This is a genomic window from Corynebacterium vitaeruminis DSM 20294 (genome assembly GCF_000550805.1).
Taxonomy (GTDB): domain Bacteria; phylum Actinomycetota; class Actinomycetes; order Mycobacteriales; family Mycobacteriaceae; genus Corynebacterium; species Corynebacterium vitaeruminis.
The window spans coordinates 891723-917984 of record NZ_CP004353.1 but is presented as its reverse complement, the minus strand read 5'-3'; the positions used below and the strand labels follow the sequence as shown (position 1 = coordinate 917984).

General features: G+C 62.1%; 21 protein-coding genes. 13 read left to right on the top strand and 8 right to left on the bottom strand.

All coding sequences use genetic code 11. The features are described from left to right. The first annotated feature begins 123 nt into the window (after nt 1-123). Together istA and istB are read left to right on the top strand one after the other, a co-directional pair. Nucleotides 124-1335, top strand: a complete 1212-nt coding sequence (gene istA, locus B843_RS04295) for an IS21 family transposase (RefSeq protein WP_081751627.1) — start codon at nt 124-126, stop codon at nt 1333-1335. Continuing rightward, nucleotides 1332-2129, top strand: a complete 798-nt coding sequence (istB, locus tag B843_RS04290; RefSeq protein ID WP_025252288.1) for an IS21-like element helper ATPase IstB — start codon at nt 1332-1334, stop codon at nt 2127-2129. The genes istA and istB overlap by 4 nt, the downstream gene beginning before the upstream one ends. A gap of 103 nt (nt 2130-2232) precedes the next feature. Here the strand turns inward: istB and B843_RS04285 are convergent, their stop codons facing one another. Further along, on the bottom strand, nt 2233-3105 hold the full coding sequence (locus B843_RS04285) for an abortive infection family protein (RefSeq protein ID WP_025252287.1): 873 nt from the start codon (nt 3103-3105) through the stop codon (nt 2233-2235). A gap of 1949 nt (nt 3106-5054) precedes the next feature. Between B843_RS04285 and B843_RS04280 the strand changes: the two genes are divergently transcribed. From B843_RS04280 to B843_RS04260, 5 genes are all read left to right on the top strand, one after another. After that, nucleotides 5055-5777: an LLM class flavin-dependent oxidoreductase gene (locus B843_RS04280; protein ID WP_210766198.1), complete on the top strand. Its 723-nt coding sequence runs from the start codon at nt 5055-5057 to the stop codon at nt 5775-5777. A gap of 27 nt (nt 5778-5804) precedes the next feature. Next, a complete protein-coding gene (locus B843_RS04275; protein WP_025252286.1) occupies nt 5805-6389 on the top strand; it encodes an EthD domain-containing protein in 585 nt (194 codons plus the stop codon). A gap of 21 nt (nt 6390-6410) precedes the next feature. Beyond that, a complete protein-coding gene (locus B843_RS04270; RefSeq protein WP_025252285.1) occupies nt 6411-7001 on the top strand; it encodes an EthD domain-containing protein in 591 nt (196 codons plus the stop codon). Between the two features lie 59 nt (nt 7002-7060). Then, a complete protein-coding gene (locus tag B843_RS04265; protein ID WP_025252284.1) occupies nt 7061-7492 on the top strand; it encodes a MerR family transcriptional regulator in 432 nt (143 codons plus the stop codon). 879 nt (nt 7493-8371) lie between these two features. Continuing rightward, nucleotides 8372-8995: a DUF4232 domain-containing protein gene (locus B843_RS04260; RefSeq protein WP_025252283.1), complete on the top strand. Its 624-nt coding sequence runs from the start codon at nt 8372-8374 to the stop codon at nt 8993-8995. Between the two features lie 4 nt (nt 8996-8999). On the opposite strand, the gene B843_RS04255 is transcribed toward B843_RS04260, so the two are convergent. Next, nucleotides 9000-9617: a TetR/AcrR family transcriptional regulator gene (locus B843_RS04255; RefSeq protein ID WP_025252282.1), complete on the bottom strand. Its 618-nt coding sequence runs from the start codon at nt 9615-9617 to the stop codon at nt 9000-9002. A gap of 333 nt (nt 9618-9950) precedes the next feature. Here B843_RS04255 and B843_RS04250 point away from each other — a divergent pair, with 333 nt between their 5' ends. The 5 genes from B843_RS04250 to B843_RS04230 all read left to right on the top strand — a co-directional run bounded on the left by B843_RS04250 (nt 9951) and on the right by B843_RS04230 (nt 18950). After that, nucleotides 9951-10787: a hypothetical protein gene (locus B843_RS04250; RefSeq protein ID WP_155895100.1), complete on the top strand. Its 837-nt coding sequence runs from the start codon at nt 9951-9953 to the stop codon at nt 10785-10787. 290 nt (nt 10788-11077) lie between these two features. After that, entirely contained in the window at nt 11078-15007 is a 3930-nt protein-coding gene (locus tag B843_RS04245) for a Pls/PosA family non-ribosomal peptide synthetase (protein WP_038595270.1), read from the top strand. After that, entirely contained in the window at nt 15000-16460 is a 1461-nt protein-coding gene (locus B843_RS04240; protein WP_025252279.1) for a DUF418 domain-containing protein, read from the top strand. The genes B843_RS04245 and B843_RS04240 overlap by 8 nt, the downstream gene beginning before the upstream one ends. A 54-nt stretch (nt 16461-16514) precedes the next feature. Then, a complete protein-coding gene (locus B843_RS04235; protein ID WP_025252278.1) occupies nt 16515-17804 on the top strand; it encodes a cation:proton antiporter in 1290 nt (429 codons plus the stop codon). A gap of 297 nt (nt 17805-18101) precedes the next feature. Next, nucleotides 18102-18950 (top strand): DUF1906 domain-containing protein, encoded by an 849-nt coding sequence (locus B843_RS04230; protein WP_404825230.1) that lies wholly within the window; start codon nt 18102-18104, stop codon nt 18948-18950. Nucleotides 18951-19014: 64 nt separating this feature from the next. Here the strand turns inward: B843_RS04230 and B843_RS04225 are convergent, their stop codons facing one another. The 5 genes from B843_RS04225 to B843_RS04205 form a co-directional block, all read right to left on the bottom strand. After that, nucleotides 19015-19902 carry a hypothetical protein gene (locus tag B843_RS04225; protein WP_025252276.1) on the bottom strand — a complete coding sequence of 296 codons (888 nt, stop codon included), beginning with the start codon at nt 19900-19902 and terminating at the stop codon, nt 19015-19017. 86 nt (nt 19903-19988) lie between these two features. Next, a complete protein-coding gene (locus tag B843_RS04220; protein ID WP_025252275.1) occupies nt 19989-21635 on the bottom strand; it encodes a solute symporter family protein in 1647 nt (548 codons plus the stop codon). Between the two features lie 12 nt (nt 21636-21647). Next, nucleotides 21648-21989: a DUF485 domain-containing protein gene (locus B843_RS04215; RefSeq protein ID WP_025252274.1), complete on the bottom strand. Its 342-nt coding sequence runs from the start codon at nt 21987-21989 to the stop codon at nt 21648-21650. Between the two features lie 503 nt (nt 21990-22492). Further along, on the bottom strand, nt 22493-23296 hold the full coding sequence (locus B843_RS04210) for an enoyl-CoA hydratase (RefSeq protein WP_025252273.1): 804 nt from the start codon (nt 23294-23296) through the stop codon (nt 22493-22495). Beyond that, complete coding sequence (locus B843_RS04205; RefSeq protein WP_025252272.1) at nt 23296-24174, bottom strand: aldo/keto reductase; 879 nt, start codon at nt 24172-24174, stop codon at nt 23296-23298. Before B843_RS04205 ends, B843_RS04210 begins: the two co-directional genes overlap by 1 nt. Nucleotides 24175-24258: 84 nt before the next feature. Between B843_RS04205 and B843_RS04200 the strand changes: the two genes are divergently transcribed. Then, a complete protein-coding gene (locus B843_RS04200; RefSeq protein ID WP_025252271.1) occupies nt 24259-25773 on the top strand; it encodes a carboxyl transferase domain-containing protein in 1515 nt (504 codons plus the stop codon). A gap of 63 nt (nt 25774-25836) precedes the next feature. Here B843_RS04200 and fkpA read toward each other — a convergent pair whose 3' ends face one another. Further along, nucleotides 25837-26205: an FKBP-type peptidyl-prolyl cis-trans isomerase FkpA gene (gene fkpA / locus B843_RS04195; protein WP_025252270.1), complete on the bottom strand. Its 369-nt coding sequence runs from the start codon at nt 26203-26205 to the stop codon at nt 25837-25839. Nucleotides 26206-26262 lie beyond the last annotated feature (57 nt).

The following is a 26262-nucleotide window of genomic DNA, read 5'->3' as shown; positions in this document are numbered from 1 at the left end:
CCCCAGTCGATTACGATGGCAAGAATGCACCGAAGATCAATGCTGTCAGTGACGGTGGAAAAGTAGTCCAAGAATGACGGTGGAAAAGTAGCCCATCCGAGAAGAATTGGATGGGTGATTTCCATGGATGATTGGGCGCAGATCAGGATTTTGCGCAAAGATGGCATGTCGATTCGCAAGATCGCAGCAACAGTCGGCTGCGCGAAAAAGACGGTAGAGCGGGCCTTAGCCAGCAACACACCTGCGTCGTATTCGAAACGAGCTCCACAAAAGACCGCGTTTGACGAGGTGGAACTGGACGTTAGGGCCTTGCTCGACGAGGTCCCTGATATGAAAGCCACGGTTATCGCACAGCGCGTCGCCTGGCAGGGCTCGATGTCGTGGTTTAGGGAAAACATCCGGCGAATTCGCCCCGAGTATCTCCCCCACGACCCAGTCGATACCCTCGACCATAAGCCAGGTGTGCAGATTCAATGTGACCTCATGTTCCCCGATGACGGTATCCCCGATACGCACGGTCACGCGGGGGTGTTCCCGGTGTTGGTGATGGTGGCATCGTATTCCAGGTTCATGGCCGCGTGTGTTCTTCCCACTAGGACAACCGGTGATCTGGTGTCTGGGATGTGGCTGTTGCTTCAGCAACGTTTTGGCGTAGTACCCAAGCAACTGTTGTGGGATCACGAATCCGGCATCGGCCAGAAACGCCTCGTCGATCAGGTCGTCGGGTTTTCCGGCACGTTGGGTGTGCGCATCAAACAAGCCCCGCCGAGGGATCCGGAAACGAAAGGCATTGTCGAACGCCACAACGAGTACCTGAAAACATCGTTTTTCCCCGGCCGGCACTTTGCCGATCATCAGGACGCGCAAGCACAGCTTGATGGGTGGATTGACACGATTGCGAACACTCGTGTGCACGCCAGCTTGGCGCAACGCCCGGTAGACCGATGGGTAGTCGACAAGGCTGCTATGAATCCGCTTCCCCCGTATCCACCGCAGACCGGTTTGACCAGGCAGGTACGGTTACCGAGGAACTACTACGTGTCTGTGGATGCTAATCGGTACTCGGTATCGCCTTCAGCCATCGGCAAGATTGTCACCATCTTTGTACAACTGGATCGGGTACTAGTTACCGATGGCACCGGGTTGATTGTTGCCGACCACGAAAGGGTGTGGGGCAAAAACCACACGGTCACCGACCCGCAGCATCAGAGGTTGGCGAAACAGATGCGCCAACAGCTTGCACAACCCACACCGCGTCTAGGAGACATTGTCGTAGAAACGGCGGACTTAAACGTCTATGACCGACTGACCGGCTGGCAGGAGTACTCGGCATGAGCGCCATCAATTACAAGCAAATCGATGCCGAGCTAGCCCACATCGCCACAGTGCTCAAAGCCCCACGCATCCGCAGCACCTACCATGACACGGCCGAACAAGCCCGTGACGGTGGGTGGACCTATGAAGAGTACCTAGCCGCTGTCTTGTCTGTTGAGGCTTCAGCCCGTCAGGCATCAGGGGCGCAGGCACGGATTAAGCGTGCAGGCTTTCCCCACATCAAGACTATTGAAGACTTTGACTTTATGGTTCAGCCAGCCATCGACCGGGCCAAAATCGCCCGGTTGGAGACATCTGCGTGGATTGCTCAAGGCTGCAATGTCATCTTCCTCGGCCCACCCGGGACAGGGAAAACCCACCTGGCCATCGGGCTAGGGGTCATCGCTGCACGGCACGGCCACCGAGTCCTGTTCGATACCGCAGCCGGCTGGGTGCAGCAACTCACCCACGCCCACTCCACAGGTAGTCTGCCGAAACTCTTAGCCAAGCTGGGCCGTTATGACCTCATCATCGTCGACGAGGTGGGCTACATCCCCATAGAAGCCGAAGCCGCCAACCTGTTCTTCCAGCTAGTGTCGACCAGATACGAGAAAGCCTCGCTCATCATGACATCTAACCTGCCGTTTTCCAGGTGGGGTGAATGCTTCGGTGACGCGACTATCGCAGCGGCAATGATTGACCGAATAGTCCACCACGCGGAAATCTTCACCCACAAAGGAAACAGCTTCCGCATCACAGGACATGAAGACATACTCCCCTCGATCGCCGCCGAGCGAGAACACCAGATAAACTAACCACACACAAAAACTGGGCTACATTTCAACCGTCGAAACTGGGCTACATTTCAACCGCCGCTGACACAATGCACCCTCCACTGTTCAGAAGGAGACAAAGTATCTAAAAGGGGCAGACCATGGAGCTCTCCCGGTGAGTCTCCAAAATAAAATGACACCAATTAACTGCAGAACGAAGGGCAAATTCGGCGTCAGCATCAGAAACGAACTTGAGATTGGCCATTCCATGTCCCTCGTTTGTGTCATCACGGCGCATTTCGCCAATACCTTCCACGACTTTGTTCAGACCCTTTCTTACGAAGCCGATTCCCAGAGCGACCGCGCCTTTTCCTGCTGACTGTTCGGTGATCCCAAGTTCTTTCATCACGGCACTGCACCTGTCCTGATACTTCAGACCACGAACCTCGTCCTCCTGCCACCCTCGTTCCCGCGGCACCGCGTCCGCCATCGCCTCCATGAGATTCTTGGAGAACCCGATTACCTCGGCATTGTCTTTGTCACGAGTAGTCGCCCTATTGATCTTCTTCATAAGATCAAGGATTCCTTCAATCGTGGTGACGCCGCTGAGGTCAAATTCATCCAAGGCGACACCACGGTTAACCACAATGTGCCCCGTACTCGAATCCCATGTAAATCCGTCTTCAACGCACGCCACCTTCAGTTCGCGGTGTAGTCTTTCTAGGATTTCAGCGTCGGTCGGACAATCGCAGTAGGTTGCCCGAATAAAAGCGGACAAGGCGCGAAGACCACGCTGCGATTGGGACGGGTCCGACCAATCAATATGATTGTCGAAGGCTTCAAAAATGCCATACGTGGTAAAGACCCCAGGATTATTCTGTACGTCGCCAGCCATCACTCCGTCTGGGTGATCAAATTCGTATCGGTAAAAGCATCCAAAAGCATCAACTTGCGAGACGTAAGGGTTAAATCGAGAGATCGCATAGCGAATATTGCGGCTAACTAGTGCCGTAGACATGACCTCAGTTCTTTCTTTCTCAGTCGCAGCTATCAGTTGCCGCCTTCCATTCTCAACGTAGCGCACAAGGTTACCAGGCAGCCCCGAAGAACTTTCAAGGTTCGGTTAGGGCCTCTAGCGTACGTGCCTCACGTTTGAGGAAGTTCTCTGTCCTCAGACTCATGGGTGCAGCTGTCGCACTGATTCTCGCAGGGCTTGTAACCTTCGCGCTGCGTCGCAAGGAGGACTAACGTCGCTCACAGCTAGCCACATTTTTCGCCCCTCGGACCGTATGGTTCGAGGGGCGGTGGTTTGGTGGTGAGGGGAGTCTTGAAAGGGAGAAAGTTGAAGCACCCCTATCAACGAACAGGACAAACGTGGTCTAAGAAGACGTTGCCGCTAGCATCATTCGTGACAACGCTTTTCTACTGCTCAGCGGTGATGAGGTTATTTACTAGTGAGTCAAGTGGTTGTGCGCTCGACCGTGGAAAACTCGGGACGCAGCGACTCTTTCACTCATCGTGTGGCCTACGTCGAACCCTTGCGGTCAAGAATCTTTGAAAGTAGCTTCAATGGGCTCTCACAAAGCCGAGTACATTTTTCTCGACGTCATCAATGGGCAAGTGACCTGCCCAAAATGTGGCCGAGTGGTTCGAGTCAACGTCAAGCGCCGCGTTATGAATTCGCACACGGCTAAAGGCAGTCGATCTCTATGCAATAATCACTTTTACTATGACTTCAACGTCATTAGTCTCAGCGCAGATCAGATCGAGCCGAAGAAAAAGAAGAAGGCGCGCCCTGCCCCCAATGAGAAGAAGTCCGACGCAGCAAAGAAGAGCACAACGAGCCCAGCCCGGATCAACAAGAAGCTGGAACGGGATTATCCAGTTGGTTGGAGTGGGAGAAGTATTCGAACGGTTTCAGGCGGACTCCCGGGTAGCGGCAAGAACAGAAAGCACTAACTAGCTGCAATGCAAGGGCTGCTGGTGCGCGGTACGAGCGGATCAAGAGGAAAGCTGGGGCGGAGGGCGAGGAAAGGCTGGTGTAGCGCGGCTGCGAATGGGGTGGTTGGGGAGTTTTGAAAGAGTGGTCTTTGTCATCAGTCGGGACATAGTTGACACTATCCGTCGCGACATGGTTGACCGTGACGCCGTGAGGCAGGAACAGTGTTCTTGCCTTGCGGCGTTGCTGTTTGATTGTTTGCCTCTAGGCTCCAGTTCCCACCGGATGCTAGCGAAGATGTCTTTTGGAGAACCCTTGCCGAGGCTAGTTCTACTTTCTGTGCTGGTTTTGTCGACTTCGCACGGGCCATATCTTCATGCGCTGGACGTGGGTTGGGATGAAGAAGGGGACAAGAAACGTACCAAGCAGCCGGGATATTGAGCGCGGAATGGCTCCCTTCTTCCTGCTCAGGCGCTAATCATTTAGCACCTGTTGAGTCGTCTTTCTCGCACAAAACTGCAGCGTAGATGCGCCTGCTACACCCTGACGCATGAGATCTAATTGTCGGTGAGGAGCGGGATTGCGAGGCGCCTTGTTCCTTTACTGCCAATGACATCGACTCGACTCCCGCACCGAGAACATGACGGGATCTACGCCCCAACGAGCCTAAACATCCTCCAAAACCCCAGGTCATTCTAAAAGCTTGACCTTTACGCTAACGTAAAGGTATAGCATCATGGCCATGACAAGAAATGAGAAACCTGATCTACTTGGCCGAGCCGGTCTGAGCATGGAGAACCATCCGGCTCTAGCCCGGGCCTACCAGACCGATGGCATGACGCTGGGCGCGATAGCGCCACTGGAGGGCTTCGCCGGCCCTGTCCCCACGATGGCGGGACATACTGGACTCGTCCACACTCTGGAGCAGGCTGGCTTCAGCCAGTACTGGGTGCGCGACGTGCCCTTGCTGGACCCGTCGTTTGGAGACACTGGCCAGGTATTCGATACCTTCACTTTACCTCGGCTACTTGGCCGCCGTCACCGACCACATCGCATTGGGCACAGCAAGCTCCGTCCTACCACTTCGTCACCCGCTGGATATCGCTAAGGCGGCCTCAAGCGTCGACCAACTTTCCGGCGGCCGATTCACCTTAGGCGTGGCTAGCGGCGACCGTCCTGTGGAATTCCCCGCATACGGCCGCCGTCATGATCAGCGTGGCGAGTTGTTCCGCGAGTCATTGGATTATCTCACCACTGCCCTAGGGGAGAACTTCCCGGAAATCCGGTCACCCTTCGGTACTCTGCATGGCGCCGACCTACTGCCAAAGCCGACCCACCAGCGCGTTCCAGTCTTCATCACTGGCACCTCGCGGCAGAGCGTCGAGTGGATCGCAGAGAACGGAGACGGGTGGCTGTTTTACACCCTGCCGCTCGAACAGCAGCAGCTGAACATCAAGCGTTGGCGCCGACTCACCGCAGACAAAGGCGAACCCGGCTGGAAGCCGTTCAACCAGGCTACCTATCTCGATCTGTCCGAAGACCCGCATGAGGCGGCGAGCCCCATCCATCAGGGTTTCCGCGTAGGGCGTGAAGCGCTAGTGGAGCTCATGAACGGCTGGCAAGATGCCGGTGTCGACCAACTGATGATCAACTTCAAACAGTCGACCCGTCCCATCGCCGAGGTACTCGACGAACTCGCCGAATACGTAGTGCCTCTTTTCCCAGCTGGCGCCGACCCGATCAACCACTAACCGCCCATAGCCCCAAGGAGAATACCGATGCATCAGCGCATCGTTTTTATCACCAAGAAACCCGACGTCAGCTACGAGAACTTTCACCTCGACTGGAATATGGTCCACTCGCACTTGCTAGTCCCGACGGTGAACCTCGAGGGATACCGCCAGAACCGCCCAGTGCCCGCCCAGTGGGGGCATGGCCGCTATGACGGGATCGCTGAACTGTTCTACGAAACGGCCGAACTGGAACAGGAGGCCTTCGACTCGCACCAATCCAAGGTGATCCGGCAGCACGAGCACTCATTCATGGTGGAGCAGGCCACCTTCTCGGCATTGGTCGATGAACAGGTCGAGCTCGACGGTCCCCGCACCGCGTCGCGCGTCATGTCGCTCACTGGACGCCTCGAGAACGTGCCTCGGGAGCTGGCCTCTCGGATCAGCGTCTTGCACCTTGACCAGCCAGAGCCACAAAGCGGGTCGCGTCACGTGTTGAGCGTGTGGACCACCAGCGAGATAGACGCGATCGCCGTCAAGGACGCTCTCGGAGGAGAGGCTGAGGGCGCTGACACCTACCTCGTTACCCCAGTCAACATCGTCACTCCACCCGACGAGCGACTCACCCACTAACAATCTTGATAGGAGTAAGCCATGTCCCTTCGCCATCGAATTGCATTCCTTAAGCCCCGTACCGGGGCCTTCGAGTCAACCGAGGCCTTCCAAGAACACTGGGCCAACCAGCACGGCGAGTTGGTGATGCCGATCAAAGGCATCGTCGGATATCGCCAAAACCGTCCCGTGGATCCCGACTTCGTGTGGGACGACGTCCGTGGCTTCGCCGAGCTATTCTTCACCGATGAACAGGGCGAAGAAGCCGCTTGGAGAGAAGAAACCGCCAAGCCCCTCGCCGAGGATGAGAAGTTCATGTTCGACGTTGAAAACGGATTCTCCGTTTTGGTCACATCCGTCGACCACGCGCGCCCTGGCATTCGCGGCAGGACTCGTCTTCTCGTCTTAGGCGGCGATCCGAACAAGGTCCCAGATGACTGGCGCATCGGCGCCGTCGACATCCTGCACTTAGACGGGGTTCCCCAGGTCAGCGGGGCAACTGACACACTTCTCAGTGTCTTCACCCGGGGGCGCGATGTCGCAGACCAGGTGGCGAAAGCGGTAGGAGGCCGAAGCGTGGTCGTCGAGTGCGTGCCTATGATTATCCCTGAGGACGCCTCCCTCGACGATTGATGTAGGCGGGGACGGAGCCGCCGCGCTTGTGTCCGGTCCCACGACCGAAAGGAAACACCATGAAGATAGGTGAACTGGCCCGCAGGACCGGCACTACGACCCGCCAGCTGCGCTACTACGAGGAACAGGGCCTCCTCGAACCAAGCCGCACGGTCAGCAACTACCGCGACTATGACGAGTCGACCATCCAGACGGTCCGTCAGATCCGCGTGCTCGTCGAGAGCGGCATCCCGACTCGGGTAGTGCGCTCGATGCTGCCTTACGTGCACGGCCCCGACGCGCAGATGCCCCATCACGACGATCCTGAGATAGCTGGCCTGCTAGTGACCGAGCGAGATCGTCTCGATGAGACCATCGAGCGGCTGGTGCGCAGCAGGTCGCAGGTGGAGTGCTACCTCGACCGAGTAGCACCCGAACTTACGTCTCCAGAGTTCCGCGCCATCCACCCCGTGCCAGGCCAAGCTTACCTCGACCTACACTCCGGCGACTAGGGGCAGGGGCGGTCCGATAGACCCGCCCCTTCGCCCCGTCAGCCTCACCACACTCTATGTCTCCAATCAGCTCGCCTTCACCCTCCTGCGCCGGCCCCAACAGGGTATCCAATGAACCCGTAATCGCACATTTCCGTCAACGAGCACCCTTGAGGTTCAGTGTCACTGAGAGCACCCAGCTCAGGCGCGCGAAGCCGGACATCGAGACGCGTCAATAGGTGGGCGGCCGGATGTGTGGGGCACCAGCGACGTACTCACCGGTGCAGCCGGATAGCCGGTACAGGTCATGCGCTCCGACCGAGTCTCCCATGACAAGATCAGCGGCATCGGTCGGGCCTTTTCTACAGCTCTGGGCTCTGGGTTGCTGGCCACCTTCAAGGCCGATTCCCTAGTCTTCAATCCGCGATCGGGTGCTGAGGAATCGACGTATACCGACCCAGTAGCAGACGTTTGATAGCCTCTAGCCAAACCTCGGCAAAGGGGAAAGCTGACCGCAGTTAGATCCCGTCTTCGATAGCAAAACCTCCATGAGCTGGTCATAGCCAACGATCTATCTTATGGAAACAAAACGCGGGCTGCGAGAAGCCTCTTCCGCAACCTCCTTGGCCCAATTAAATGCAGGCGAGATCTGACCCCACACACCTCGGCCGCATCCTTGCGTGTTCCCTCGAAAACACCCCTTGCACAATCACGGCGTTGATTCCGAGTCTTAAAAGAGTCGCGCGTAACGGTACAGCAGGTACGGGTCGGCCGTTTGCACTTTGGGCGCCTATTCTCTGCTTTCCGGCTTGCGGCGTCAGATGCTATCCGGCGGCTTTCCACGCTCTCCCGCGTTGCGTCCTCGGCCGCCGACCGACTCATGCCACTAACCTGGAAATCATGACCAAATCGCGCCTGATACTGTCGAGCGGCATCCTGCTCTGCCTCGCCGCGTGTTCCACCGGCGCTCAGGAAGACAACGCGCCAGCCTCGACCCAGCCCAGCCAAGCCACGATCGCTACGAGCATAGCCCCTTCCTCCCCTGCTACGCCTGCGACAATCTCCCCCACCGAGTCGACCGCCTCGAACAGCCTTCCCGCGGGCGCCTGCGCCACCTCGCAGCTGAAGGTCGAGCTCGCAAACGAGCAAGGTGCGGCCGGATCGAGACTCGCCGACCTCGTGTTCACCAATATCTCCGGCGAGGGCTGCACGCTTGCCGGTTTCCCCGGCGTCTCCGCCGTTACGGGCAATGACGGCACCCAGCTCGGCCCCGCGGCAACGCGCGAGACCGGCATCGAGGCAGCGACAGTAACGCTGCAGCCCGGCGCGCAGGCCCGTGCCTCCATGAAGATCACCAACGTCGGACTGTTCGACCAAGCACAGTGCCAGCCGCAGTCCGCCGATGGCCTGCGCGTCTACCCGCCGGAGAACACCGACAGCCTCTTTGTCGCGGTCCCCGGCCTGCAGGGGTGCGCGGGCGAGGTCGACTACCTCTCGGTTCAGCCGATCACCCCGGCGTCCTAGACTGCTATTCTTTCAGCCCTCGCATGAGCCGGTGGGTCTGCTCGGTGTCAATGGGTCCGTGGGCCGGACTCGCTGCTTTGAGCCCCGCCAGCGCCATCTCCGCGTAGCGCGTGTACAGGCCCGGGTATTCGGGCTCGGTGATCTCGGCGATGGCGAGGATGCCGACCTGGATAAAGATAAGGTCGGTACCCACCACGTGGGGCGGGACGGCGCCCACGTCGACGGCCTTTTGTGCGAGATCGTTGACCAGCGGTGCGACGCGGTCGCGGCTGGCGTCAAGGAAGGCCTGGGAAGCGTACTTCCCGGCGAACATCTGCGCCATCGCTTTGTCACGAACCTGGAGCTTGAGGTTTTCTTCCAGATAGTGGCGCAGAGCTTCGTCAGCATCGGGGATGGCGATGGCATCGCGAAGGATGGTCTCGACCTCGTCAACCTGGTCGTCAAGGATCGCGTCGAAAAGCTCCTGCTTGTTGGCAAATCGCCGGTAGGCGGTTCCCACCCCCACGCCCGCGTGTTTGGCAACATCGTTAAGGGTTGCACCGAGCCCGCGTTCGGCGAAGATTTCTTTGCCCGCTTGCAGCAGCCGTTGGCGGTTTTCCTCGGCATCTTTTCGCAGTCCCATGGCCCCCACCCTAGCAAAACGGAAATTACATATCCGGTTTGGGGTACCGTGCCGTAGGCGTCGACAAGCGAATGCAACGGACAACCTACCGCTGACCTTCAGCCCTGCGAAAGCCCCGCCACAAAACCAGGTTAAACCTGTTACATTCTTATTGAATGAGGTTGTCCATTCACAATGTCCAAGGTTCCGGACGGGACAAGGATAGCCTCCTCGCGCCCCATCGCCCCGACACCAGGCAAGGTCGTGACCGCTATGGCACCCCACTCCCCGCGTCGCTCATTGGCAATTCTTCGTAACCGGCGTCTGCTCCCCCTCATCCTGGGTATTTCGGCCGTGGCAATACTCGCCGGGACGATGATCGTGGCGGCGGCCATTCGGCACAACGAGTCAGACTACATCGATTGTTCTGGGCTAGGGCTCGACGCGAACGACGAGCGAGTCCGCGTCACCTCGATCTACACCGACCCCTCCGACCCCACCTCAGAACCGGTCGCCGGCGTAAGTTTGAGGCAGCAGGCGGGAACGGGCAGGTCCGCCAGCTATTACAACGTCTATGCGCGCGGCATCGACACCTCGCGCCCAGTCGGCATCGTTTATCGGCTCCACGGGGATGGCGCCGAGGAATACTACGAGCCGGGCGGGGTGATCGCCTGCTCCGCGGCGCTCGCCGCCGCAGAGAACAAGATCCTCGTCGTCCCCCTCTCCCCGGACCATCGCGGCGAGGTGACTTGGTGGGAAAACATCCCGCGTAGCATCAGCTTTCTCAAATCCGTCGACCAAGCAATCAACTACTCATTTGACCTCGACCCGAGCGACAAGTGGTGGACGGGCTACTCGGGTGGTGCCGAGCTTCTTTCCTACGGCCTCATCCCAGAAGAGCCCACCCTCGCCGGGCGAGGAGCGCTGATGATGGGCGGCGGAGGGGCTAACAGCGACCAGGAAACCTCCGCCACCGACGAGCAAAAGGAGAACCTGAAGCTCGTGTGGGCCACGGGCATCGAGGACGACGGCACCGACCCCGAATCCACCTTTGATGCGAAATCCGCCGCCACCAAGGGCTCATATAAATTTAAGGAACTTGGATTCAAGCAAGTGGACCTACAGCTCATCGAAGGCAAGAATCACTTTGATTTGCCCGAGCTGTCACTGCTCGATCAGTTTCTGAATTGATTGGCATTCGGACACATCCAAACCCGCTCCCACATCAAGAAGGCTGCTTTTAACGCCTAGTTAAACTAATGTTCACCCCCCATGGACCCCCATTTTCCGTTCCTAAATTAGATATGCACGCCTCCTAAAATTACCCCCGTACGCCCCCATTTTCCTGCACACTTCCGCCGCCAAGGGGATATCTACACGAAAAGAGTTTCCATATTCGATTGATTACCAATAGTCTTCTCATGAGAAGCCACTGAGAAAAGGCTTGTCTCTTCATTTGTAAGACGAGTAGGAAATCTCGAATGGAATCCCTCCCGGATGCCCCGCACGATCACGAATCTTTAGCAATTTTTGGAACCCAACCAGCCCCTGCCACCCGCACGCTGGTTGATATCTTCGAGTCCACCGCGGCAGCGTACCCGCATGATGCCGCTCTCGTGGACAGCAGGGAAGCGCTGACCTACCGCGAGGCAGCGCTCCGGGTTTCCGCACTGTCGGAGCGTTTGGGAGAGCTGGGCGTCGGCCACGGAAGCAGGATCGGAATTCGGGTGCCCTCCGGCACCACCGACCTCTACATCGCCATCCTCGCCACCATCGTCTCCGGTGCCGCCTATGTCCCGGTGGACTGGGACGATCCCGACTCGCGCGCGACTACCGTCTGGGAGGAGGCGTCCGTCGACGCAGTCATCGGCGAGGGCCTGGCCATTACCGTCTTGAACGAAAGCGCCCATGCCACTCCTGCTCGCCCCACCCCGGATGATGACGCATGGATCATCTTCACGTCCGGTTCCACCGGCAAGCCCAAGGGAGTGGCCATCACTCACCGAAGCGCCGCAGCGCTGGTCGATGTGGAGGCCCGGCTCTATTTGTCACAGGCTCCTCTCGGTCCCGGCGATCGCGTACTCGCCGGGCTCTCGGTTTCCTTCGACGCCTCCTGCGAGGAAATGTGGCTGGCATGGCGTCACGGTGCCGCGCTCGTGGCCGCACCGCGCGACGTCGTGCGCTCCGGCGAGGAGCTCGGTCAGTGGATCGTCGACAACGCCATCACTGCCGTATCTACCGTGCCTACGCTGGCATCCTTCTGGCCAGTGGAGTCGCTGACGAAGGTGCGCCTGCTCATCATGGGCGGCGAGGCCTGCCCCCTCGATCTCGTGGAGAAGTACGAGCTCGAGGGACGCGAGGTCTGGAACACCTACGGTCCGACCGAGGCCACGGTCATCGCGACCGCCTACCTTGCCACGGCCACTCCCCCGATGCGCATCGGCCGCCCCATAGACGGCTGGTCGCTCGCCGTCATCGACGAAAACGAGCAACCGGTCAAGTGGGGCGAGACCGGCGAGCTGGTCATCGGGGGAATTGGACTGGGCCGCTACCTCGACCCTGAGAAGGACGCAGAGAAGTACGCCCCCCTCGAAAGCCTCGGCTGGCAGCGCGCCTACCGTACCGGTGATCTCGTTCGGGCCGAGCGCGAAGGACTCATCTTTGCTGGCCGCGCCGACGACCAGATCAAGATCAACGGCGTACGCCTTGAACTGGGAGAGGTCGATGCCCACCTCACTGCGCTGCCACACGTTCAGGTGGGTGCGGCGGCCGTGCATCAGACCGACGCAGGAACCAAGCTGCTGATCGGCTATCTCCTCCCAGAACCGGGCCACACCATCGATCTGTCCGCGGCCCGGGAGCGCCTCACACACAACCTGCGTGGCGGGGCGCCGTTGCTGCATGTGGTCGAGGACATGCCGATGAAGACCTCGGGCAAGGTCGACCGCAAGGCATTGCCGTGGCCTCTGCCCGCAGGAGGCGACGGCGAGCACGACCTCCCCGACGAGCTGGGCTGGCTGGCGGAGCTGTGGGTCTCACTCCTTGGCCCCGTCCCGCTGACGATGGACAGCCACTTCGTGGATTTGGGCGGCACCTCCGTCGCCGTGGCCAGGCTCGTTTCCTCGCTTCGTCAGAGGTACCCCGGCGTCGAGATCGCACGCATCTACGAGGATCCAACTATCGGCGGGATCGCGGCCTACCTAGACGAACTGTCGCCAGCTGAGACTTCCCATAAGATGCCGAAGCCTCAGCCCTTCCGCAAGCAGCCCCTGTGGGCACGGGCGTTCCAATTCCTTAGCATCATCGGGTTCTACGCCTACAACTCGCTTCGCTACGTTGTCGGCACGGTCTCTGTCGTCTGGGCTCTGGTGACATTCTTTAACACCCACTGGATGGACACACCCCCATTCTGGCCCGTCGCCATCGCGTGGCTGTTGGTGTTCTCCACCAGGGGGCGGTGTCTGCTCATCGTCATCGTGGCCCGCATCCTCTGCTTCCGGGTCAAGCCGGGGGTGTATCGCCGAGGTGGGTTCAATCACGTTCGCGTGTGGGCTGCGGAGCGTTTTCTCGAGATCCAGCGCGTCGACTACGTCTTCGGCTCACCGCAGGCGGTCCTGCTCCACCGGTTGTTGGGCAACAAGATCGGCAAGAACACCACGCTGTTCCACACCCCATGCGTGACCGGCCTCGTCACGATCGGCGACAACACGAGCACTGGGCACGAAGCCGACCTCCAAGGCCACATCATCGAAGGCGACCGCTTTATCGTGGGCGAAATAATTGTCGAAGAAAACGTGCGCGTGGGAACCCGTGTCTTTGTTCACCCCGGCACCCACATCGGCGCGGGAGCAGAGATCATGCCCGGTGCGAGTGCGCAGGGAATGGTCGGCGGCGACGTCGTCTGGGCTGGCTCTCCGCTGGTTGCCATCGACGCAGCTGGCGGGTCGTGGCCGGTGCAGGACCCATACGAGTCCGCAGAGGTAAAGCACCTGTCCAGGTTTGGCAATTGGCTAGGCCACGCCATCGCACAACTATGGCTGCCTTTGCTATCGGTGCTTGCGGTCACCCCAGTGCTCATCTTCATCCTGCCCCAGGTGCACCGGATGCAGCGGTTCGAGCGCGTCTTCCCGATCTTCGCGATGTGGGTACCGGTCTTCGTCATCGTCACCATGATCACCTGGATCTCGCTGGTCGCGCTCACCCTCCGCGTGCTCTCCATCTACGTTCGGCCCGGCTATTACCCGCAACGCAGCGCAGTGGGCGTGATGATGTATCTCGCCCATATCCTCATGCAGCGCTCGATCACGTCCACTTATATCGTCTACGCTTCTTCCATCACTCCCTACGTGCTGCGGCTGTTCGGTGCCCGCGTAGAGAAGAACGTGGAGATCTCCACAGTCGAGACGATCCCCCACCTCACCAGCTTCGAGGAGGGTTCGTTCATGGCGGACCACTCGATGATCTCCGCGACGCGGTACCGCTGCGGATGGCTGCACATCGGCAGCTCGGTCATCGGTAAGCGAAGCTTTGTCGGCAACTCCGGCATCGTCGGACCCGACCGCGACATGGCCTCGGATTCGCTCGTCGCCGTCTTGTCTTCTCTCCCCTCGCGATCCGAGCCGGGTTCGAGCTGGATCGGTCGTCCGCCGCGGGAGATCCCGCGCCAGCGCGTCGACGCCTCGGCGGAGGCCACCTACCAACCGCCGATGCGGCTCAAGGTGGCCCGCGCGTTCGTGGAGTTCTGTCGGCTTATCCCGTTCATGATCACGGCGTGGCTCGACCTCGCCATTGTGTACAGCCTTGCCGTGGCCTACTTAGTCTATGGGCGTGGCCTGAGCGGCCTGCTCGGTGCACTGTTGTGGTCCGGACCGGTAGTGCTGGCGGCAGGCATCGTCGCAGCCTCCATCCCGATCGTCGTGAAGTGGCTCCTCGTTGGCCGGTTCAAGGCCAGCCAGCACCCGCTGTTTTCCAAGTTCGTCTGGCTCGGCGAGCTTTCCGACGCCTTCGCCGAGATGCTCGCCGTGCCGAGTCTCATCCGCATGAGCCTGGGCACCCCGATGTTCAACCTGTGGCTCCGGCTCATGGGCACGAAGGTCGGCAAGAACGTCTGGTGCGAGACCTGGTGGCTGCCGGAGTTCGACCTCATCCAGCTCGATGACAACGTCACCGTCAACCGCGGCACCGTGCTCCAGACGCACCTGTTCCATGACCGCGTCATGAGCCTCGAGCACGTGCGTCTCGAGGAGGGCTCCACCCTGGGTGCCAACAGCTTCATCCTCCCCGGCGCGACGATCGGCGCCCGCACCGTTGTGGGCCCGGGCTCGCTCATCATGCGCCAAGAAACCCTCCCCTCCGATACCCGCTGGTCGGGAAACCCCGTTCAACTCGTGAAGGATCCCTCTCATGTCTAACCCGCACGTCACGGATTCAACGTCCAACCTCACCGAGGGCTACCTCCCTCATGGAACCCATCCGCTGCCAGGCCCCCGCAGGGCGCGGCAGGTCTGGCGCGGGCACCCGTCCGAGCAGGAGGCCTCGGTGGTGGGCCGGGCCGCCCGCTCGCGAGTGCGGCCGCACGCCACCCCCGTCGCCAGCCACCTGGCTGGCGCCAACAAGCTGGGAAGGAACCGCGTCGAGGGCATCGATATCGCCCGCGGATTCGCCCTCATCGGCATGATCCTCGTGCACACCTTCCCCATGGACAATGAGGACGGCTCCCAGACGTGGTCGTGGCTGCTGTTCTCGGGCAAGTCCGCCCCGTTGTTCGCCGTCCTGGCCGGCGTGAGCCTGGCGTTCATGACCGGCGGCTCGAAGCCCTTCATCCGAAGTCGCCTGAGCTGGTCGAAGAAGTCGATCGTCGTCCGCTCGCTCTTGTTGCTGGTCATCGGGCTCGCGGTGAATACGCTGCTGGCTCCCGCCGCGGAGAACATCCTGCCTTACTACGCCCTCATGTTCCTCATGACGCTGCCGTTCATCGGGATGCGGATCCGCAGCCTGCTGTTCCTGTCTCTCGGCGTCGCGGTGTTCGCGCCCATGCTCAGCTTCGTCGTGCAGAAGTTCGGCGGCTTCACCGCGATGGAGAACGCGGGCTTCGTGGAGCTCGCGCACGATCCAGTGGGCACCTTGGTGAACTACCTCTTCGTAGGCACCTACCCCATGGCCGTGTGGCTCGCGTTCACGCTCCTCGGTATGGCGCTGGGCCGCATGGCGCTGCACACCAGCCGGGTGCAGTGGGGAATCCTCTTAAGCGGCGTCGTCGCCACCGTCTCCTCCTACGTTGTTGCGCAGCTGTTCATGCGCTGGCTGCCCACCCATAAGTTGCTTCTCGACGCCGTTGGCGGCGCGCCCGAGAACGGACGGGAAACCATCAACGAGTACCTGGTCTTCGGCGCCTCGGAGCAAGAGGTCTACACGAGCTCCCCGATCTGGCTCTTCTCCAACGGCCCGCACATGAACACCCCGGTGTCCACCATCCAGGCGGCGGGTCTAGCGTGCATCGCCATCGGCGCCCTGTCGCTTGCGACCCGCTTCCTGCTCCCGGTGCTCCGCCCGCTGGCGATGGTCGGATCGATGACGCTGACCCTGTACCTGGCCCACATCATCGGCCTGGGCTTCCTCGAGGACGCCGAGTCGACAAGCGAGAGGTACTGGCTGCAGGCCGCGATCCAGCTGGGCATCGCCTTCGGCTTCGCCTACCTGTGGCGCGTCTGGTTCGCCTCCGGCCCTCTGGAGAAGGTCGTCACCGTGGCATCCAAGGGCGGCGCGACCGCGCTGAGCGACGGCGCCCCTCCGAAGGGAAACGCGCAGCGCCGTATCTACTTCAGCCACAGCTACCGCTTCGACCCCACGAAGGGCGAGGTCTAGGGCGCGCTACGCCGATGAGCGGCCCGCCTATCCGGCAGTTATATCATTAAGCCCATGCCTTCATCCTCCGACTCCGTTCAGGTCCTCGCCGCGGCCACGACCGACGCGGACCTTCTCGCCTCGTTCGCGTGGATCATGTGCGCGGCGCTGATCTCGCCGATCATCTCCTATGCGACGGGCAAGCGGATCCCCGCGGTGGTCCTGCTCATCGCGTTCGGCGTGCTCATCGGGCCGCACGCGCTCGGGCTGGCCACCCAGGAGGGCGGCGTGGCCCTCGTCAAGGAGCTGGGGCTGGGCATGCTCTTCCTGCTCGCGGGCTACGAGATCGATCCGGATACGCTGCGCGGTCGCCAGGGCCGCCTGGGCGTGTCCACCTGGCTCATCTGCATGGTCCTGAGCTTCGTCGGCGCCTTCGCCCTGCTCGGCTTCGAGGACACCCCCACCGCGATCGTGCTCGCCATCGCGGTCACCTCCACCGCCGTGGGAACACTCATGCCCATCATGAAGCAGCAGGGCATGCTGGAGACGAAGGTGGGCACCTCGCTCATGATCCACGGCGCCATCGGCGAGATCGCTCCGATCCTGGCCATGGCGCTGCTGCTGTCCACCCGCGCCACCTGGCTGACCGCCGCCGTCCTACTCGCCTTCGCCGTCATCGCGCTCGTCGTGGCGGTGCTGCCGAAGACGGTGCGCTACCTCGTGCCGTGGATGGGCAAGGCCATGATCGACGGGGCGGGATCCACCAACCAGACCATCCTGCGCATGGTCCTCACCATGCTGTCCATCCTCATGGCGGTGGCCGCGGTGTTCGAGCTCGACGTCGTCCTCGGCGCCTTCGCCGCGGGCTTCATCCTCCGCCAGCTCATCCCGGTCAAGTACCGCACCGCGATGGAGCAGCGCCTCGACGTGGTCGGCTACGGCCTGCTCATCCCCGTGTTCTTCGTGTGCTCGGGCATGGGCATCAACCCGGCCTCGGTCTCCGAGCACCCGTGGCTGCTGGTCCTGCTTGTCCCGCTCATCTACGTCACCCGGGGGCTTCCGATCTTCCTGCGCGAGCAGCTCATGGACACCGGCTCCGGCCTCGGTGACTGGCGCGAGCGCGCCCAGCTGAGCCTGTACTCGGCCACCGCGCTGCCGATCATCGTGGCGGTCACCGAGGTGGCCACGACGTCCAAGATCCTCAGCAGCGACTACGCCTCCGTACTCGTCGCGGCGGGCGCTGCCACCGTTCTGCTCTTCCCGCTTTTGGCGAGCCTGCTCAAGCCCGCCGCGGCGGTCTCGACCGCGAAGGCGGTCGACGAGCAGGAGCCGGAGGCCCAGTCCCCCGCCACGTCCGAGTCCTGATCGCATTCGTCTCACGCCCGCGAGCACCCGCTCCGGGCGTTTTCTTGTGCACGCTTCTTGCGAAGGGGTCGAAAAACCAGGTTCAAGGTGTTACGCTTGGTTCAACTGTGACCTTAGTGAAAATTGTTAACAGTGACCGTGATTTCGCATAAGCGGGTGCGGGTGAGCCGTTGACAAGCGCTCGAGCGTCGCATGTGTCCTCGTACCCTAAAGAATGGTTTGGTAAGACACTTGACTACCCTCAATCGACGCCGCTTCCTGCAGGCATCCGCGCTGGCACTGGGCGGCGGCGCACTGATGTCCACCGTGGCCATCCCTCGCGCCCAGGCACTCGGTGCCATCCTCGGCACCGTCATCGACTTCTCCGCCGGAGTCCCGTCCGCCTCCGCTATCAAGGCCGCCGGCCACATGGGCGCCGTGCGCTACGTGTCCAAGGCTCGCGCCTCCTGGATGCTCGGCAAGCCGGTCACCCTGGCGGAGACCACCGCCGACGCCGCCGCCGGGCTGTCGGTCGCCTCCATCTACCAGTACGGCAAGGAGGACACCGCCGACTGGAAGGGCGGCGCCGCGGGCGCCGCGGCCCACGCTGCCGAGGCCATCGCCCTCCACGTCGCGGCGGGTGGCCCCACCGGCCGTCCGATCTACGTCGCCATCGACGACGACCCGACCAAGGAGCAGTACACCCGCCTCATCAAGCCCTACCTCCAGGGCTTCAACGTCGCGCTGTCCGCCGCCGGCTACAGCATGGGCGTCTACGGCAACTACAACACCATCGACTGGTGCATCCAGGACGGCCTCGGCTCCTTCTTCTGGCAGCACGACTGGGGCTCCAACGGCCAGATCCACCCGAGCACCACCATCCACCAGAAGGCGGGCCTGCAGGAGATTATCGACGGCGTCACCGTCGACGTCAACCACGTCTACGCCTCCGACTGGGGCCAGTGGACCCCGGGCCAGGCCGCACCGGCTGCCTCCGCGCCCGCGGCGTCCGCCACGGTCCCCACCAGCCAGGCCGCGACGGGCGGCGTGGACGCGTCCCAGCTCCAGCAGATCTCTTCCTACCTCCCGAGCGAAGTCTCGAGCATCCCGATGCCGAGCCAGGAGCAGATCAACGCTGCCGTGCGCATCGCACAGGCGCTGACCTAATCAGCACAAAAAATCAGCCCTCGGGTCCAGTTCATAACCCCGGCGGGCTGATTTTTTTATGCCTCTATTGGCCCATCACCTTGAAGAACGGCAGCTTCCTCGACGAGGCCATCCCCACCACGTCGCCGAGCTGGGTCTTCGTGTACTCCGTCAGCTCGGTGTCCGACCCGGTGATCATTGCCGCGGCCACGAAGGTGTTGCCGTCACCGTCGGTGCCGAAACTCACCGAGGAGTGCAGGGTGTTGTCGTCGGACCAGCCCCACTTCGAGCCCTCCACCCCGGCCAGGCGGTCGGTGCCGAAGTCCTGCTTCGTCCCGTCCTCGGCGGTGCTGGCGGCGTCCTTCATCGCCTCCAGGATCTCGGAATTGGGGTCCGCGCGCAGAAGCTGCGTGAGGAAGCTGACGATGTCGAAGGTCGAGGTGTAGGAGTAGCCCCAGCGCCCGTAGGTGAAGGTGGACTGGAGGTTGTACTTCTCCGCCGTGTCCGTGATGCAGTCCGGGAAGTCGTCGAAGAGCTCGTCGGCCTGCCGGTCCGAGGATTCCTCGATCATCTCGATGGCCGCGTTCTTCTGCGACTGGTTGCCGTGGTCGAAGACGTAGTCGGCGATGTAGAGCTTGGCCAGGCTGAGCGCCGGCCGGGAGAAGCGCTCAGAGACCGTGCCGATGTGATCGCCGGTGCCCAGGTTGACGTAGGTGAGCTGGTTGGGCGCGGGGTTGATCGTCTGCTTTTCGAGCTCGGGTGCGGTGTCGGTGATGAGCTGGATTTCCTCCGCGTCGGAGGTATCGGCCTGAGCCGTAGGCGTCGACAAGCGGGAAGCGGAAGTGTTGCTGTCGCCAGCGACGACTGGCAGCGCGATGAGCGCCACCAGGGGCAGAAAAATAGCCACGACCTTCAGGGGCGCCTCGAAACGGCGCGGGCCGTGGACAGTGGGTCGGAAACCACCATCAGTCATGCGGATAATAGTAACGCCCGATGCTGATTACTCAACATCGGGCTACCGGTTAGGCGGCGGCTGGGCCACCGCGGTGAGCGGACTTACTAGTGGTCGACCGGAGCCTCGACTCCGACGCCGGTGAGGGAGCGGACCTCCATCTCGGCCTGCAGGTCATCCAGGTTGTCCGGCTTGCCGAAGACGGTGCCGAGGTAGCCTGCGATGAAGGCCAGCGGGATGGAGACGATGCCCGGGCTGGACAGCGGGAACCAGGCGAAGTCGGCGCCAGGGATCATCGAGGTGGCGGTGCCAGACACGGCCGGGGAGAAGAAGATGAGCACCAGGGCGGCGATCAGGCCGGTGTACATGGAGGCGACGGCACCGGTGGTGTTGAAGCGCTTCCAGTACAGGGAGTAGAGGATGGTCGGCAGGTTGGCGGACGCAGCGATCGCGAAGGCCAGGGAGACCAGGAAGGCGACGTTCTGGTCCATTGCCAGGATGCCGAGGATGATGGCCACGACGCCGATGACGATAACCGTGATGCGGGAGACGCGAACCTGCTCCTCCTCGGTGGACTTGCCGTCGCGGAGGACCGCGTCGTAAATGTCGTGGGCGACAGAGGCAGAAGCGGTAATCGCGAGGCCCGCGACCACGGCGAGGACGGTGGCGAAGGCGACTGCGGAGATGGCGGCCATGAAGATGGAGCCACCTAGCTCGAGGGCGAGTAGCGGAGCAGCGGCGTTAGCCTTACCCGGTGCGGCGTTGATGCGGTCCGGGCCGACCAGGGCTGCGGCGCCGAAGCCGAGGACCAGGGTCATGAGGTAGAAGGAACCGATGAGGACGATGGCCCAGGTGACGGAGCGACGTGCTTCCTTGGCGGTCGGAACCGTGTAGAAGCGCATGAGCACGTGCGGCAGACCAGCGGTACCGAGAACCAGGGCGATACCCAGGGAGATGAAGTCGAGCTTGCTGGTGGCGTCCTTGCCGTACTTCAGGCCCGGCTCGAGGATCTGAGAGGCCTCGTAGTGCTTGGAGGCCAAGTACTGAGACGCCGCGTGGGTGTCAACCGCCTTGTCGAAGAGGGTGGTGAGACCGCCCTTGACCATGACGAACACGAGGATGGTCATGATGACCACGCCGCCGACCAGAAGGACGGCCTTGATCATCTGGACGTAGGTGGTGCCCTTCATGCCGCCGACTAGGACGTAGATGATCATGATGACACCGACGACCGCGACGACGATCGACTGCGAGGTCTTGTCGTGCAGGTCGAGCAGCACGGAGACCAGGGAGCCAGCGCCAGCCATCTGGGCGATGAGGTAGAACAGCGTCACGAAGATGGTGCCGAAGGCGGCGGCCACGCGGACCGGCTTCTGCTTCAGGCGGAAGGAGAGCACGTCCGCCATGGTGAAGCGGCCGACGTTACGCAGCGGCTCGGCGACCAGCAGCAGGGCCACGAGCCACGCCACGAAGAAGCCGATGGAGTAGAGGAATCCGTCGTAGCCGGACAGCGCGATGGCGCCGACGATGCCGAGGAAGGATGCGGCCGACAGGTAGTCACCTGCGATGGCTAGGCCGTTCTGACGGCCGGAGAAGGTACCGCCACCGGTGTAGAAGTCGGAGGCTTCCTTGCTGGTCTTGCCTGCACGGAGCACCACGGTCATGGTGGCCACGATGAAGATGGCGAAGACCGAGATGTTGAGAATCGGGTTGCCGGTGTTTCCGGCGCCCTCTGCGAGGTACGAAAGCGACATGGGGTTCCCTCCTTAGCCTTCCATCTTCTGGCGAATCGCGGCGGCGCGCGGCTCGATGTTCTTGTTGGCGTACTTGATGTAGATCCAGGTGATCAGGAAGGTAGTCACGAACTGCGCGATACCGAAGATCACTCCGACGTTGACGGAGCCGAAGACCGGCTTGCCCATCAGGTCCGGCATGTAGGTGGCCATGAGCACGTAGACCAAGTACCACACGAAGAATGCGACGGACATGGGGAAGGTAAAGGAGCGGAACGTCTTCTTGAGGTCGACGAACTCAGGGCTTACCTGCATCTCGCGGAACTCTTGAGCGGTGGGCTCACGACGTTGCTGCTGTTGCACGCTACTAGTCATTTCAGATCCTCCCTTTCTTTTAAAAGATCTGTCGTGGCCAGGCTTTCCCGGGGTGATAGCCCCGGCGGCGAAAGCTGCAGCCGATTGCGTTACTCAAAACAAACTTGCGTGGGGGGAAGCGACCAGGTGCATCGCTGGGGTTAGACTTTTCGCAACCAGGCACCACCGTTGCAATGTGGGTCACTTCCTCCGCCTGGGAAGAAAGTTACCTGTCTCACATTGCAATAGAGAAGTGATTGGGAACTAAATTTGCTCAACATTCGTTGGTTCACCCCCACAGCCTCCCTCCAGCAGCGCTTTTATAGGCGTCTCCTTCACCCCCGATAGTCACGATGCGAACCATTTGCAAAGTTTGCCAACTATCCCCTAACAAACTTGGTTGTCTTTACAACCCTGCAAATAAAAGAACCAATCCTCCCGACACCTGCGATATCAGGAGGATTGGTTTCTATTTACAAACCTTTTAGACACACGTTCTCTGTCTAAGTTTCGGCGCTTTTCGCTTATCGACGGCTAAAGCTCGGGGCCCGCTTTTCCCGGCGCGCGAGCTTGGCCTCGGCGGAGTCCTCGCTGGCCCAGCAGGCGTCATACTCCTGCTCCTGGACCGGGGTGAGCTCGTAGGTGGAGTCCTTCGCGTTGAGGACGGACTTCAGCTGCGCCACGGACATCGGCGCGAGCCCAGCCAGCCCCTCAATGACGGCGTCGGCCTCCTCGCCGCTCGCCTTGGCGATGGCGAACCCGCTGGCCACGGCCTGATCCGCGGTGGCGCGCTGCGCGCCGATGAGCACGTTGCGCGCGAGCGCCCCGCCGAGGAGGTCCTTGGCGCGGTTGATCGTCCACGCGTCGAGGGCGAAGCCCAGCGACGCGGCGGGGACGCCGAACCAGGCGCGCTCGCCGACGATGCGCAGGTCGCAGGCCAGCGAGAGCTGGCTTCCCGCGCCCACGGCCGGGCCCTGGACGTTGGCGACCACCAGCAGGGGCGCGTTGACGCAGGCGCGCAGCATCGACCACAGCGCCTCGTGGAAGTTGCCGCCGTAGACGCCGCCGGCGCTCTCCCCCGCCGCCGGCTTCGACGACCCAAGATCCGCACCGGCGCAGAACGCCTTGCCCTCGCCGCGGATGACGATGACGCGCACCTCGTCCGAGGTCAACGCGAGCTCCGAGGCCTCGGCGATGGTGGCCGCGATCTGCTCGCACATGGCGGAGTTGAGCGCATTGCGCTGCTCATCGCGGTCGAGCACGATGGTCCACACCTTGCCCGAGACCTCCACCCGCACGTTGTCGTACTGCGCCCTTACTTCGGTCATTAATCCTTCAACTCCCCAGGAAATTCGAGGGGGCTCTTGAAAAGCCGCCCGCCAGTTGCATCGAGCGCGGTGATGGCGTCCATCTGCTTCTCGGAGAGCTCGAAGGAGAAGATGTCGAGGTTCTCCTCCTGGCGGCTCCTCGAGGCGGACTTCGGCACCACCGAGCACCCCAACTGAGTCAACCAGCGCAGCGCAATCTGCGCCGGGGTTTTGCCCAATTCCTTGGCAACGGAGGTGATCGCGGGGGCATCCAGCGCCTCGCCGCGGCCGAGCGGGGACCACGCCTCGGTAACGATTCCGTGGGCGCGGTGGTAGGCGCGCAGCTCCGCCTGGGAGAAGCCCGGGTGCAGCTCGACCTGGTTGATCACCGGCGTGATCCCGGTGGCCGCGATGATCTCGTCCAAGACCTCGGGGTAGAAGTTGGCCACGGCCACCGAACGCACCTGCCCCAGCCCCTGAAGCTTGGCCAGCGCCTGGAAGCTTTCGACGTACAGCCCCCGCTGCGGCCACGGCCAGTGGACCATGTAACAGTCGACGAACTCGAGGCCAAGGTCGGCCAGCGATGCCTGGAAGGCCTCCTGGACCTTGCCCTCTCCCTGGGAGTTGTTCCACACCTTGGTGGTGACGAACAGCTCCTCGCGGGTGACGTCGCCGGCGGCGATCGCGTCGGCGATGGCGCAACCGACCTCCTGCTCGTTGCGGTAGATGGTCGCGGTGTCGAAGTGGCGGTAGCCGACCTCGATGGCGGAACGCACGGCGGAATAGGCTTCCTCGCCGTTCAGGTTCCACGTACCGAAGCCGACGGCGGGCATCTCGACGCCGTCGTTGAGCGTGACTGTGGGAACGTAGTGATCTGGTGATGAAGTCATACCCACCATTGAACACTCAAACGTGGAAAAACGGGGGTAATTAGATTCAAAAATGCCCACATGAGGGGCAAAGCTCCCGCTAAGGTGTTCCCCATGACTCGCACCAGCGCACACGATTTGATCGACCAGGTCCTCGATCCCGGCACCTTCATAAGCTGGGACACTCCCCCTCACTACGGCGACATCTCCCAAGACTATAAGGATGCCCTCGCGCGCGCCCGCGAGAAGTCCGGGGTCGACGAGGCCGTCATCACCGGCGAGGGCGAGGTCTTCGGTCACCGTGTCGCTTTTGTGCTCTCCGAGTTCGGGTTCCTGGGCGGATCGATCGGTGCCGCCACCGCCCGCCGCATCATCGACGCCATCCACAAGGCCACCGAGCTGCGGCTTCCGCTGCTGATCTCCCCGAGCTCCGGCGGCACCCGTATGCAGGAGGGCAGCCCGGCGTTCGCGCTCATGGTGTCGATCACCACCGCGGTCTACCGCCACAAGGACGCCCACCTGCCGTTCCTCGTGTACCTGCGCAACCCCACCACCGGCGGCGTGATGGCCTCCTGGGGCTCGGCTGGCCACTTCACCTACGCCGAGCCGGGCTCGCTTTTGGGATTCCTCGGCCCCCGCGTTGTCGAGCTGACCACCGGCAAGCCGATCCCGGAGGGCGTGCAGTCGGGCGAGAACCTCGCCGACAAGGGCATCATCGACGGCGTCATCTCCCCCACCGGCCTGCGCAAGGCAGTGCAGAAGATCGTCAACGTCGTGCTCAGCCCGCGCTGCGACGAGGAGCCCGCGGCCATCGATCCGGCCGCGGCCGAGGCCGTCACGCCCGAGTCGGCGTGGGCCGCCATCGAGGCCACCCGCCGCATGGACCGCCCCGGCCTGCAGAACCTGCTCGCCGCGCTCGGCCCCGACAACGTCATCGCGCTGTCCGGCACCGGCGACGGGCGCAAGTCCCCCGCCATCGCCGTGGTGATCGCCCGCCTGGGTGGCCGCCCGGTGGTCATCATCGGCCAGGACCGCCACAACCAGCCGCCGCACACCGACACCGAGATGGGCACCTCCGCGCTGCGCTTCGCCCGCCGCGGCATCATGCTCGCCCACTCGCTCCAACTGCCGCTCGTGTCCATCATCGACACCACCGGCGCCGAGCTCTCCCAGGAGGCCGAGGAGTCGGCGATGGCCGGATCCATCGCCCGCACCCTGGGCGAGCTGGTCGACGTCGACGTCCCCACGGTCTCGGTCATCCTGGGCCAGGGCTGCGGCGGCGGCGCGCTCGCGATGCTTCCCGCGGACAAGGTGCTCGCCTCCAGCAACGGCTGGCTCTCCCCGCTCCCGCCCGAGGGCGCCTCCGCCATCATCTACCGCGACACCGAGCACGCCCCGCAGATGATGGAGGAGCAGTCGGTCGCCGCCCAGGCGCTGCTCAAGGCGGGCATCATCGACGAGATCATCCCGGAGACCGTGGACGCAGCGGACGCGCCCGAGGCGTTCGTCGACACGGTCCTGAACCACATCACCTGCTCGCTGTGGGAGCTGGAGAACAACCCGCGCCGCGTCGGCCGCGAGCAGCGCTTCCGCCACTACGAGAAGCTGGCCGATCACCTCACCGCTTAAGCCGCTTGTCGACGCCAAAGGCCCGGAACCTATCGTTGGTTCCGGGCCTTGATTCGTAGTGGCCTAGCCGACGTTGAGCAGGTCGATGACGAAGACTAGCGTGCGGCCGGACAGCGGGTGCCCGCCGCCTGCCGGGCCGTAGGCGGCCTCCGGCGGGATGGTGAGCTGGCGACGGCCGCCCACCTTCATGCCCGGAATGCCCTCCTGCCAGCCGGCGATGAGGCCAGCCAGCGGGAACTCGATGCTCTGGCCGCGGTCCCAGGAGGAGTCGAACTCCTGGCCGGTCTCGAAGTCGACGCCGACGTAGTGGACCTCGACGAGGCCGCCAGGCTGCGCCTCGGCGCCGTCGCCCTCGATGATGTCCTGAATGACGATGTCCTCAGGCGCCGGGCCCTGTGGGAGGTCAATCTGTGGCTTTTCCCTGTTTGCCATGGGTCACAAACTCCTTGGGGTTGATGGATGAAAACGTGCTCGCGCTCCAAACGACGT